Raw genomic sequence first — 11,830 nt, 5'->3', positions numbered from 1 at the left:
TCTTTCCTGACTCTGTCAAGGCGGAACGAAAACGGGGCTTTTCGTGTTCCCGGGGGTGCGAAATATCGAAAGGAACGGCATGGGCAGACGCCTCAGGATCGCGACCTACAATGTACATAGCTGCTTTGGCACCGACCGCCGGCTCGATCCCGGCCGCATCGCCGAGGTGATTGCGGAATGCGAGGCGGATATCGTCGCGCTGCAGGAGGTCGACGTGGCGCGCGCCCGCAGCGGCGGCATTGACCAGGCACAGACGATCGCCAACCATCTCCGCATGGTCTCGCACTTCCATCCGGCCCTTCACCTCGAAGAAGAGCGTTATGGCGATGCGCTACTGACGGCGCTGCCGACCCGTCTCGTCAAGGCCGCCGGCCTGCCGTCACGCGGCGAGCCGCGGGGCGCGCTCTGGGTCGAGGTGCCGGTAGGGGACGTGACGTTGCAGGTTTTCGTCACGCATCTCGGCCTTTTCGGCGCCGAGCGCGTGCGCCAGACGGAGGCCTTGATGGGGCCGGGCTGGCTCGGCGCGGAGATGGCGGAAACGTCGCGCACCATTTTCGTCGGCGATCTCAATGCCATCTCCCGCTCCGCCTCCTATCGCATGCTGGCGCGGCGTCTCACGGATGCGCAGATCGCGTCGGGCGGTAAGCCCAGGGCGACGTTTCCCTCTCGCCTGCCGCTGCTGCGCATCGACCATATCTTCGTCGGCGCGGGCATCCGGGTGCGAAAGACCTTCGTGCACAACAGCCCGCTCGCACGCCGCGCTTCTGATCACCTGCCGCTCTGCGCAGATCTGGAAATCGAATAGGCGGACGGCTCCGGACAAATTGCGTGCGGTCGGGAACTTCCGCGCGCAAAAGCCATTTCACCCCTTGCCTTGAAGGGAGGGCAAGATGGAACAACACGCGAATATCCAGTTGCATTTCGACGTTCTGAGTTGCCGGGCGCTGCTGTCCTGCGAGGGCAAGGATTATGTGCTGCCGGATACTTATCCGAGCAAGGAGGCTGCGCAGGCCGCCGCCCAGAAGTTCGCCTGGGAGAAACTCGGGCTGAAGAGCCGCCGCGCCAACAAAGCCTCCGACCTCGCGATCTGGCTGCGTTAACCGCCGGGCCAGTAACGGTCGTCGGCGAAATCCGCCGGAATTGGCCGGAGCGCGGAAAGCGTGCTGGCGACGAACTCGATCTGCATCATGCGGTAGCGCGTGGCGCTTGGCACCGGGCGACCGGTTGCGAGCGCACGCAGGCGATGCGGATCGTTATCGCCGGCCGCAAGCCGGCGTTGCGCTTCCCGCATCACATCCTCGGTCGTCGGCAACGTTCGATCGCGCGGGTTGATGTCCGTTCCGCCAACAATCCTGAACCGCGCCTGCTCCATGTCCTGTATCTCCGGAATCTCTCCCGGAAAAAGCATCACGCAGCAAGCTTGTATGAGGCTGGCAGGTCGGGCGCGAAACCGCGCCCGGCCGTTAACATATCATGCCACCTTCTTCTGCGCGGCGGCGTTGACGGCGCTTTCGGCGAGCGTGGTCAAGGCTTCGTCCGTCTTCGATTCTTCCTTCAGCGTCGCATCGAGCAGTTTTGCCGCGTCGCGGTGGCCGAGCTGTTCCGCCCAGGCCTTCAGCGTGCCGTAGCGGGTGATCTCATAGTGCTCGACCGCCTGCGCGGAGGAAATCAGGCCGGCATCGAGGGCGGCCGTGCCCTTGAAGTCCTCGATGATTTCCTCACCTTCGGAGAGGATGCCCTGGATCGCCTCGCAGGTCTTGCCCTGCGCGCGCTTGCCGATCGCCTCGAACACCTGCTGCAGGCGCTCGATATGGCCTTCGGTTTCTTCCTTGTGTTTTTCGAAGGCCTTCTTCAGCGCCGGCGCCTGGGCGGCACGGGCCATCTTCGGCAGCGCCTTCACGATTTGCCGCTCGGCGTAATAGATGTCCTTCAGCGTATCGTAGAACAGATCGTTGAGTGTCTTCTCAGCCATTTCGATGTTCTCCTTGATTGGGCTCCGGCGAGCGCCGGACCGGACAACAACCGGCTTGTCCGCGCGATGTTCCGCGCATGCCGCAAAATTGCGTGCGCTTGCCCGATGCCGGCATTTGACGTGGTGCCGCGGCGCCCTATTTCTGGTCGCGGTCCCGGGCGCGATCGACAAGCCGGACATGTTTGGCCGGACAAGTTTGGATGGACGGGATCGATTGCGGTTTTCGCGGGAAAGCTGCGCTAATAGGATTGCCACCTGGCGATCGGGAAAGAGGTATGAATGGCGTCGCAACATGATGGGCAGCATCCGTTCCTGAGCGGAGGCGGCGATGCCGCAAGCCTGATCGTCGCCTTCGACTGGTCCACAACGCCGCTCGGCCCCATCGGCGGATGGCCGCAGAGCCTCAAGACCACGGTGAGCCTGATGCTGCGCTCGCCGGTGCCCATGGTGCTGCTGTGGGGCGAAGACGGCATCATGATCTACAACGAGGGCTATTCGGTGTTTGCCGGCGGGCGGCACCCGGAACTCTTCGGCAGCAAGGTGCGGGAGGGCTGGCCCGAGGTCGCCGACTTCAACGATAATGTCATGAAGGTCGGCCTAGCCGGCGGCACGCTCGCTTACAAGGACCAGGACCTGACGCTCTACCGGCACCGGGGCGAGCCGGAGCAGGTCTGGATGAACCTCGACTATTCGCCGGTGCTCGGCGAGGACGGCCGCCCCGCCGGCGTCATCGCCATCGTGGTCGAAACCACCGCGAAGGTGAAGGCGGAGGAGCGGCTGAAATCGGAGGGCGAGCGGCTGCGCCAGATGTTCGAGCAGGCGCCCGGCTTCGTGGCGACGCTCGCCGGGCCGGACCATGTCTTCGAGATCGCCAACAATGCCTATCTCCAGCTTGTCGACCACCGCGAAATCCTCGGAAAGCCCATCCGCGAGGCGCTGCCCGAGGTCGTGGAACAGGGTTTCGTCGCCCTGCTCGACCGCGTGCTCTCGACCCGCCGTCCCTATGTCGGCAGGGGCTCGCGCGTGCTGCTGCGCCGCCGCCACGACAGCGCGCCCGACGAACGCTACCTCGATTTCATCTACCAGCCGGTCTTCGACGAGGCCGGCCGGGCGACCGGCGTCTTCGTGCAGGGCCACGACGTCACCGAGCAGCGCGGCGCCGAGGATGCGTTGCGGGAGAGCGAGGCGCGGTTCCGGCTGGCGGCGGACAATGCGCCCGTCATGCTCTGGATGGGCGACGAAAACGGCAGATGCCTCTACCTGAACGCCGCGAAACGGGAATTCTGGGGCGTCGCACCGGAGGACGTCGCCGGCTTCGACTGGAACGACACCGTCCACCCCGACGACCTGCCAGGTCTCGTGGAAACGGTGGGCGACGCCATGCGCCGGCAGGTGCCGTTTTCCGTGGAGGCGCGCTATCGCCGCAAGCTCGGCTGTTACCGGCTGCTGCACACGGAGGCCCAGCCGCGTTTCGGCGCGGGCGGCGAATTCATGGGCATGATCGGCGTCAATGTCGACGTCACCGAGGTGCGCGCTGAGGAAATGCGGCGCAATGCGCTGATCGAGCTGGCCGACCGGTTCAGCGAACTGACCGAGCCCGCCGACATCGCCTTTGCAGCGGCCGAGACGCTGGCGAAGGTGCACAATGTCAGCCGCGCCGGTTATGGCACCATCGACCTCGTCGGCGAGACCATCACCATCGAGCGTGACTGGAACGCGCCAGGCGTCCACACGATTGCCGGCGTGCTGAAATTCCGCGACTATGGCAGCTATATCGAAGACCTCCGTCGCGGCGAAACCGTCGTCGTCACGGATGCCGAGACCGATCCCCGCACGAAGACGACCGCAGACGCCCTGAAGGCGATCAAGGCGCGGGCCTTCATCAACATGCCGATCACCGAGGCCTCAGGCCTCGTCGCGCTGCTCTACCTCAACCATGAGGAAGCGCGCGAATGGGCGCCGGGCGACCTGGATTTCGTGCGCGACGTCGCCGCGCGAACCCGCGTTGCCGTGGAACGGCGCCGCGCCGAGCAGAAGCTCGAACAGCTTGCCAACTCGCTGGAGCGCCAGGTCAGCGAGCGTACCGCCGAGGTCAACCGCCTCTGGCGCAACGCGCGCGACCTGCTGGTGGTAACCGGCGAGGACGGCACGATCCGCTCGGTCAACCCGGCCTGGTCGGCGGTGCTGGGTTTTCCGGCGCGCGAAAGCGTCGGCCGGCGCCTCGGCACCTTCGTCTGGCCGGACGATGCGGCAATGTTCCTGACAGGCGACCGGCGTACACCGGACCTCGACGTGCGCTTCCGCCATCTCGACGGATCGGCGCGCTGGATCTCCTGGCGCATCTTCGTCGAGGAGGGGCTGACCTTCGCCTATGGGCGCGACGTGACGGCGGAACGGGAACAGGCCCGCGCGCTGGCCGACGCCTCGGAGCAGCTGCGCCAGGCGCAGAAGATGGAGGCGATCGGCCAGCTCACCGGCGGCGTCGCGCATGATTTCAACAATCTTTTGCAGGTGATATCGGGAAATCTTCAACTGCTGAGCAAGGACATTGCTGGCAATGCGCGGGCGGAACAGCGCGTCGCCAATGCCGTCGCCGGCGTCGGTCGCGGCTCCAAGCTCGCCAACCAGCTCCTCGCCTTCGGCCGCAGGCAGGCACTGGAGCCGAAGGTCATCAATATCGGCCGTTTCATCTCCGCGCTGGAGGACCTGCTTCGCCGCACGATCGGCGAGGCAATCGAAGTCGAGACGATCCGCTCCAGCGGCCTGTGGAACACCTATATCGATCCCTCGCAGATCGAGAACGCCGTGCTGAACCTCGCCATCAATGCACGCGACGCCATGAACGGCATCGGCAAGCTGACGGTGGAGGTGGGCAATGCCTATATCGACGACACCTATGCCCGGCACCATCCGGATATCAAGCCCGGGCAATATGTGCTGCTCGCCGTCACCGATACCGGCGAGGGCATGACCGCCGAGGTGCTGGAACGCGCCTTCGAGCCGTTCTTCTCCACCAAGCCGGTCGGCAAGGGCAGCGGGCTCGGGCTCTCCATGGTCTATGGTTTCGTCAAGCAGTCGGGCGGGCATGTGAAAATCTACAGCGAGCCGGGCGAGGGCACGACGGTGCGCATCTATTTGCCGCGCTCGAAGGAAGAGGAAGACCGGCTCACCGATATCGACTACGGCCCGGTCACCGGCGGCACGGAGACGATCCTTGTCGCCGAGGATGATGACGAGGTGCGCGCCACCGTCGTCGAAATGCTGGGCGACCTCGGCTATTCGGTGCTGAAGGCGCGCGATGCGGCGAGCGCCCTGACGGTCATCGAAAGCGGCGTTTCGATCGACCTGCTGTTTACCGATGTCGTCATGCCGGGGCCACTGCGCAGCCCCGATCTCGCCCGCAAGGCGCGCGAGCGCGTGCCGAACCTCGCGGTGCTTTTCACCTCCGGCTACACGGAAAATTCGATCGTGCATGAAGGCCGGCTCGATGCCGGCGTCGAACTCCTGTCGAAACCCTATAGCCGGGAAGCGCTGGCGCGAAAAGTGCGCGCGACGCTGACGGGCCGCAAGAAGGCGGATGCCGAAAGCCCGGCCGGCGAGGGCCAATCCGGGGAAGGGGCGATGAAGGCCAGGACGCTGAAAATCCTGCTGGTCGAGGACGATTTCCTGATCCGTCTCAATGCCGCCGATCTGCTGCAGGAACTTGGCCACGACATCGTCGAGGCGACGACCGCGGAAGAGGCGCTGCCGCTGTTGAAGGCCCACGCCTTCGATATCCTGCTGACGGATATCGGCCTGCCGGCCATGCCCGGAACGGAGCTGGCCACCCTTGCGCGCGAGGAAAACCCCGCCATCGGCGTCGTCTTCGCCACCGGCCATAACAGCCTGCCCAGCATTCCCGGCGACCGCCCGGCCATCCTCCTGCAAAAACCCTACGATTCCGCAGCCGTCGCGGCCGCCCTGGCGGCTGCCTGAACCGAGATTGCGCCGATCGTTCCTGCGACGCTGATCGCAAAAGTGGATTGCCAATCCATGCTCTCTATCTTTAAGTGTGCAATTACTGATTCACACTCATAGATTTAGAACTGGAGCCGAAATGGGTGTCCTGGGTGCTCTGCCGGAAGGTCTCGTCTGCCGCCCGATCGAGGACGCCGATTGGCCCGGCGTCATCGATTGCCTTGCCCGGGGTTTTCCCGAGCGCGCGCGGCAGCATTGGGAGGAGGCCCTTGCCCGCATGGCCCGGCGGCCGGCCGTCGGCGATTTTCCGCGCTATGGCTATGCGCTCGTGAGCGAGGGGTGGGTCGTCGGCGTCATGCTCACGCTCTACTTCCACCATCCGGGCGTCGAGGCCGTCCGCTGCAACCTTTCGAGCTGGACGGTCGACGAGGATTTTCGCGCCTATGCCGGCAAGCTGGTCATGTCCGCACTGCGCCGCCGCGAAGATTCCCAGGGCTCCGGCGCGAGGTGGTTCGGCCGCAAGACCAGGGTGAATTCACCGGATGACGGTGGAGAAGGAAGCCGTAACCAAACTCTACCAATAGATGTATTTTTTCGCCGAGGCTATTTCGGAAACTCTTGTCGATACCTGCCACGGACCATCCCGCTGATTGAAGTGACTTACACCGTGCTACCATGAGATTTAAGCAGATCGTAAATATTTGGTTAACTGGTAAATATTGAATTAAGTTTTATAAAAGCTGATCTTTGCAAAGCTTACGGAAGAAGTCGGGAAACAATGCACTAAAAAAATCTGATATTTATTCTGAATCCACAAAAGCCTGAGAACGAGATACATCTATAGCGCGATTAAAGCGCACCCAGAACAAAGGTTGAGCCAACTCGCGCGTAGGGCGAGTTGAATGCTACCCAATTACTCACACGCTCAACGCCGTCATACACCTGAAAATCGCCTATAGATTGTATGTCATTTGACAGCCATCTACCAGCGCCAGCCTTCCGGCCGGCCGATTGGGCGAAGCGTGCCCTCGATGGCGCCGCCGATCGACAGGGCGTCCTCGTCGGCGTAACGCCGGCCGACGATCTGGAGGCCGACGGGCAGGCCGTCCTCGGCCAAGCCCACGGGCACCGACAGGGCGGGACATTGCGGGAGGAGGTTGAACGGACAGGTCATATCCAGCCCCTGGAAGCGACCGTCCGGCAGATCGGCGACATAGTCGTTGTCGTTCGCCTCGGCCGAGGGCGCGGTCACGGCGCAGGTTGGGCAGAGCAGGGCGTCATAGCGGGCGAGGATGGCGGAAAGGTCCTTCCACATCGCGGTGCGCAGCAGTTCCACGCGCTTGTATTGCGTGGCTCCTATCGTGCGACCGCGTTCGATCAGCTCGACGACGAGCGGGTCCATGCGCTCGCGGTAGGCTTCGAGCGTCTCGCCGAAAAACGCCGACATGAACACGCACCACAGATCGTACCAGCCGTCATTGACCGCCCGCGACCAGCCGAGATCCACGGTTTCGACGATGGCGCCGGCGACGCGGATCTCATCGACCGCCGCGAGAATGGTGGACCGCACCGGCGCCTCCACGCTGTAGTAGCCAAAGTCGAGGGACAGTGCGAAGCGGCGGCCCGCGAGATGGCCACAGCGCGCCTTTTCCGGCGAGAAGGGCAGGGGCAGCGAGGTGATGTCCGCGTCATCGGGGCCTGAAGCGGCTGCCATGAAGGCGACGGCATCCTCGATGGTGCGCGCCAGCGGGCCGAAATGCGAAATATTGTCGAAGACGCTCGGCAGGATCGTCATGGGAATGCGCCCGAGGCTCGGCTTGAAGCCCACGACGCCGGAAAAGGCGGCGGGGATGCGCACGGAGCCACCCATGTCGGTGCCTTCGGCAAAGGGCACGACACCCGTCGCCACCGCCACCGCTGAGCCACCCGACGAGCCGCCGCAGGTCCGCGAAACATTCCACGGATTGCGCGTGATGCCCCAGCGCGGGTTGGCGGTGAAGCTGGAATGGGCGAATTCGGGCGTCGTCGTCTTGCCGATGAGGATGGCGCCGGCGGCTTCGAGCCGGGCGATGCACAACGCCGTCTCGGAGGGAACCCAATCCTCCTGCGTCCACGACCCGAGCGTCGTGAGATCGCCGCGGGTGGGCGTGAGGTCCTTGGCGGCGAAGGGAACACCGATCAGCGCGGGGGTTTCGGCGCCGGATGCGACCTGCCGGTCGGCCTCCCGTGCCGAGGCCAGCGCGGCCTCTTCCCGCAGGAGCGTGAAGGCGTTTAGCGACTGGTTGACGATCTTCGCACGCCGCAGGGATTCGGCCACCACGGAGACGGCCGAAAAAGCACCGGCACGAATGCCGGCCGCGATTTCCGTTGCCGGAAGATCGAGCGGGTGAGCCTGCGATGCGGCGCGAGAAACAGTCTGCATGGCGGCGGACTCCGTGCTAGGTCTTGGTTTCGACAAACGGGGGTTGGACTTGGTAACGAAAGCGGGCCTGACGGGAAACCATGCCGACCTGTGGAACGCGGGGATCGCAGATGCGGTATCGGCGCTCGGCGAGCCGGGTTTCCCCGAGGCACTCGAGGGCGCGCTGCGCCACCTCGTGTCCTTCGAGATGATGAACGGCTTTGCCTATGCCGCAAACGGCAAGGCCTTCGATCTCGACAACGATCGCATCGTCGGCGACCGCACCACCATCGTCGAGCATTATCTGGCCGGCGCCTATATTCTCGACCCGTTCTACGATGCCGTCCGCAATTCGCCGCAGCCGGTCGTGCTGGTGATGCGGCGGCTGGCACCGGACCGCTTTACCGAGACGGAATATTACCGGCGCCACTACCAGGCGACGGGGATCGTCGACGAGATCGGGTTCATCCTGAAGCTTCAGCATGTCGATGCGGTGCTGTCGCTCTCGCGCATGGGCAAGGTGCCATTTTTTTCCAAGCGGGACATCGCGCGGCTGGAGAGTGCCGCACCGCTGGTGCGCGCTCTTGCCGAAAAACACTGGCATGCCGGGTTCCAGCCGCAGGCCGGTGAGGCGAATGCCGCGGCGACGATCAGCCATCCGTTGCTTTCGAAACGGGAGCTGGAGATCGTGACCCTTATCCTCAAGGGTCACTCGACCTATTCCATCGCCGCGACGCTCGGGCTTTCGCCCAATACGGTGAAAGTGCACCGCCGGCAGGTCTATGCAAAACTCACCATTTCCAGCCAGGCGGAACTCTTCCATCTCTTCTTGAGCCGTCGCTGACTATTCGACGAACTCCACTTCGGGCGGTGCGGCCTGGAAGAAGCGGGTGAGATAGGCGAGGTAGCAGACGCCGATCGCCAGCCAGATCACGCCGAGCAGCTTCGCGTGCCCATCGAGGTTCCACAGCAGGAACAGGTCGCAGACCGCGCCAACGGCGGGAAGGGCAAGCCCGAGAAGCGGGCCGAGCGGCCGGACGATCGGATTTTCCTTCAGGTAGAGCGCGATCACCGAGACGTTGACGGCGGTGAAGGCGAGGAAGGCGCCGAAGTTGATGAAGGACGTCGAGGTGGTGATGTCGAGCGTCAGCGCGAGCAGGCCGACGATGCCAACGACGACGAGGTTGAGCACGGGCGTGCGCCATTTTTCATGCAGCTTGCCGAAGATGCTCGCCGGCAGCACGCCGTCGCGCCCCATGGCGAAGAGCAGACGGCCGACGCTTGCCTGCGCCGCAAGGCCCGAGGTGAACTGCGCGACGACAAGCGTGGCGAGGAACACCGTGACGAACAGGTCGCCGCCGATCATCAGGGCGATTTCCGATGCGGCGGAATCGACGGAGGCGAATTCGCCGCCGGGGTGGGCGAGCTGGGTGATATAGGCCGAGCCGGTGAAGATGATGCCGCCGATGACGGCAATGATCATGATCGCCTTCGGCATGGTGCGGGTCGGATTGCGGGTCTCTTCCGTCAGCGTGGAGACGGCATCGAAGCCGAGGAACGAATAGGCCGCGATCGCGGCCCCTGCGACGGAAGCACTGAAGGGCACGCCGGCCTCGAAGAACGGCCGGACCGAGACGAGGCCGGATGCGCCGTTGAGGGCGGCGACATAGCGGGCTGCAAGCGCCACGAAAGCGACCAGGACCGCGAGCTGCACCAGCATGAGCACGACGTTCACCCGGTTGGCAAAGGCGATGCCGATGACATTGACGGCAGTCGTCAGCACGATGAAACCGACGATCCAAAGCCAGGCCGGAACCGCCGGAAAGGCCGAGCTCAGATAGGCCGCACCGATCAGCCAGATGACCATCGGCAGGAAGAAATAGTCGAGCAGCACGGCCCAGCCGACGAGAAAGCCGGCCCCGGAATTCAGCGACTTGCGGGCATAGGTATAGGCCGATCCGGCAACCGGATAGACCTTCGCCATGATGCCGTAGCTCGCCGCCGTCAGGAAAATCGCCAGCGCGGCGATGAAATAGGCCATCGCCGTGGTGCCCTGGCTCGCCGAGGCGAGAGCCCCGAACGTGCCGAAGACGATCATCGGCGTCATATAGGCGAGACCGAACAGCACCACGGACCACAGGCCAAGGGTGCGGTCTAGTTTGATGGTATTTTGCGTCATGTTCCCCTCCTCAGAAGACAGGCCCGAAGGGTCGGGGAAACTGCCGGCAAAGCCAATAACCCTGGAGGGTTACCGCAGCCCGGCTCGCCTCACCGCCATTTGTAATGCAGGCGCACGCCCTGGCCCAGCGCCTTCGCGCTGACCAGCGTCGGGGTGGAGCGAAACCCCGTGGCAGGGAAGAGCGGACGCCCGCCGCCCAGCATTTCCGGGATGATGTAGATCTCGATTTCATCCAGTGCATCGCGCTCCAGGAACGCCATCTGCAACTTCCCCCCGCCGAGCATCCAGACGTCGCCGTTGTCGAGCGCGCGGAGTTCGGCGATGAGGGCGTCGACGTCGTCTCTGACCTCCAGAGCGCCCTTGGGATCGGGGATAGGATTGGACGTGACCACGATGACGCGTTGATCTGCATAGGCCCAGGGCGAGGGTTCTTTCGCAATGAAATCATAGGTGCCGCGGCCCATGACCACGGTGCGGATGCGCTTGATGAAGAGGCGGTAATCGTGTTCGCCGAGGTTGTCGCTGTCATATTTGAACAGCCAGTCGAGCCCGTCATCCTCTGTCGCGATGTAGCCGTCGAGACTTGCCGCGATGTAACCCAGAATTCTCGCCATCGAACGCTCCTCCTTTACATAAATGAACATACGTTTATAAAAAGAATCATGACGAGAAACAAGACCATTTCCGACGAAGCGGTGCTCGATGCGTTGCTGTCGCTCATTCTCACCATCGGCCCGGACAACCTGACTTTCGCCAAGGCGGCGGGGGCCTGCGGGCTGGCGCCGGCAACCCTGGTTCAGCGCTACGGCGATCGGCAGGGCCTGGTCCGGTCGATCCTGCTGCGCAGCTGGGATCGTCTTGATGCGGATACGACCGCGGCAGATGCCGAGCTGCCCGTGACCGTTGCAGGCGCCGTCGATCTGCTGATGCGGCTGATGCCGCCGGAGCTTGCGGACCAGAACGCCAGCGACGGGCTTCTGTTGCTTCGGGAAGACGTGCGCGATCCCGTGCTGCGGGCGCGGGGTGCCCGGTGGTCACGGCAGATCGTCGAGGCGCTGGGGCGGCGACTTGCCGCCGAGCCGCAGGAGGCGGAGCGTCTCGGCTGGCAGATGGCATGTGTCTGGCAGGGTGCTCATACCTGGTGGGCATTCACGCAGGCCGAGCCCTTCGAGACGGCGATGCGCCGCGTGCTGGAAGACTGGTGCCGCTCCGTCATTCCCAAACAGCTCGCGAATTAATCCCCTTGATTGCCGCTTGACAGAGCAAGCGCGCCGCATAATGCTAAGATGTCAGACCAATTTGAGAAGCTGACACGAACAGG

At 64.0% G+C, this 11,830-nt stretch carries 11 protein-coding genes and 1 pseudogene; 7 read left to right on the top strand and 5 right to left on the bottom strand.

Translation table 11 applies throughout. The annotated features are described in order from the left end of the window. The first annotated feature begins 79 nt into the window (after positions 1-79). Together AC1Q6Z_RS13955 and AC1Q6Z_RS13950 are read left to right on the top strand one after the other, a co-directional pair. The gene (locus AC1Q6Z_RS13955; protein WP_492648252.1) at positions 80-805 is read left to right on the top strand and encodes an endonuclease/exonuclease/phosphatase family protein; all 726 of its coding nucleotides are present in this window, start codon (positions 80-82) and stop codon (positions 803-805) included. A gap of 85 nt (positions 806-890) precedes the next feature. Then, positions 891-1,100 (top strand): hypothetical protein, encoded by a 210-nt coding sequence (locus tag AC1Q6Z_RS13950; RefSeq protein WP_439617426.1) that lies wholly within the window; start codon positions 891-893, stop codon positions 1,098-1,100. Here the strand turns inward: AC1Q6Z_RS13950 and AC1Q6Z_RS13945 are convergent. Together AC1Q6Z_RS13945 and AC1Q6Z_RS13940 are read right to left on the bottom strand one after the other, a co-directional pair. Beyond that, positions 1,097-1,372, bottom strand: a complete 276-nt coding sequence (locus tag AC1Q6Z_RS13945; RefSeq protein ID WP_492648251.1) for a hypothetical protein — start codon at positions 1,370-1,372, stop codon at positions 1,097-1,099. The two genes, AC1Q6Z_RS13950 and AC1Q6Z_RS13945, sit on opposite strands and share 4 nt — an antisense overlap. Positions 1,373-1,471: 99 nt before the next feature. Next, entirely contained in the window at positions 1,472-1,972 is a 501-nt protein-coding gene (locus AC1Q6Z_RS13940) for a YciE/YciF ferroxidase family protein (protein ID WP_256116811.1), read from the bottom strand. A 279-nt stretch (positions 1,973-2,251) separates the two neighbouring features. Between AC1Q6Z_RS13940 and AC1Q6Z_RS13935 the strand changes: the two are divergent. The 3 genes and pseudogenes from AC1Q6Z_RS13935 to AC1Q6Z_RS13925 all read left to right on the top strand — a co-directional run. Continuing rightward, positions 2,252-3,970, top strand: a pseudogene (locus AC1Q6Z_RS13935) (PAS domain-containing protein); the annotation flags it as partial. After that, positions 3,950-5,947, top strand: a complete 1,998-nt coding sequence (locus AC1Q6Z_RS13930; protein ID WP_492648355.1) for a hybrid sensor histidine kinase/response regulator — start codon at positions 3,950-3,952, stop codon at positions 5,945-5,947. The pseudogene AC1Q6Z_RS13935 and the gene AC1Q6Z_RS13930, both read left to right, overlap by 21 nt. A 121-nt stretch (positions 5,948-6,068) precedes the next feature. Next, positions 6,069-6,608 (top strand): hypothetical protein, encoded by a 540-nt coding sequence (locus AC1Q6Z_RS13925; RefSeq protein WP_492648250.1) that lies wholly within the window; start codon positions 6,069-6,071, stop codon positions 6,606-6,608. A gap of 303 nt (positions 6,609-6,911) precedes the next feature. Here AC1Q6Z_RS13925 and AC1Q6Z_RS13920 read toward each other — a convergent pair whose 3' ends face one another. Further along, complete coding sequence (locus AC1Q6Z_RS13920; protein WP_492648249.1) at positions 6,912-8,351, bottom strand: amidase; 1,440 nt, start codon at positions 8,349-8,351, stop codon at positions 6,912-6,914. Between the two features lie 49 nt (positions 8,352-8,400). On the opposite strand from AC1Q6Z_RS13920, the gene AC1Q6Z_RS13915 reads away from it, so the two are divergent. Next, a complete protein-coding gene (locus tag AC1Q6Z_RS13915; RefSeq protein ID WP_492648248.1) occupies positions 8,401-9,174 on the top strand; it encodes a helix-turn-helix transcriptional regulator in 774 nt (257 codons plus the stop codon). On the opposite strand, the gene AC1Q6Z_RS13910 is transcribed toward AC1Q6Z_RS13915, so the two are convergent. Together AC1Q6Z_RS13910 and AC1Q6Z_RS13905 are read right to left on the bottom strand one after the other, a co-directional pair. Next, the gene (locus AC1Q6Z_RS13910; protein WP_492648247.1) at positions 9,175-10,509 is read right to left on the bottom strand and encodes an APC family permease; all 1,335 of its coding nucleotides are present in this window, start codon (positions 10,507-10,509) and stop codon (positions 9,175-9,177) included. Positions 10,510-10,598: 89 nt separating this feature from the next. Beyond that, on the bottom strand, positions 10,599-11,123 hold the full coding sequence (locus AC1Q6Z_RS13905; RefSeq protein WP_492648246.1) for a dihydrofolate reductase family protein: 525 nt from the start codon (positions 11,121-11,123) through the stop codon (positions 10,599-10,601). 48 nt (positions 11,124-11,171) lie between these two features. Here AC1Q6Z_RS13905 and AC1Q6Z_RS13900 point away from each other — a divergent pair, with 48 nt between their 5' ends. Further along, a complete protein-coding gene (locus tag AC1Q6Z_RS13900; protein ID WP_492648245.1) occupies positions 11,172-11,747 on the top strand; it encodes a TetR/AcrR family transcriptional regulator in 576 nt (191 codons plus the stop codon). The last annotated feature ends 83 nt before the right edge of the window (positions 11,748-11,830 follow it).

This window comes from Shinella sp. GW835-FHT14H05 (assembly GCF_058793575.1).
Note: the sequence above shows the minus strand (reverse complement) of the source record. Positions and strands in the feature narration are given on the sequence as shown.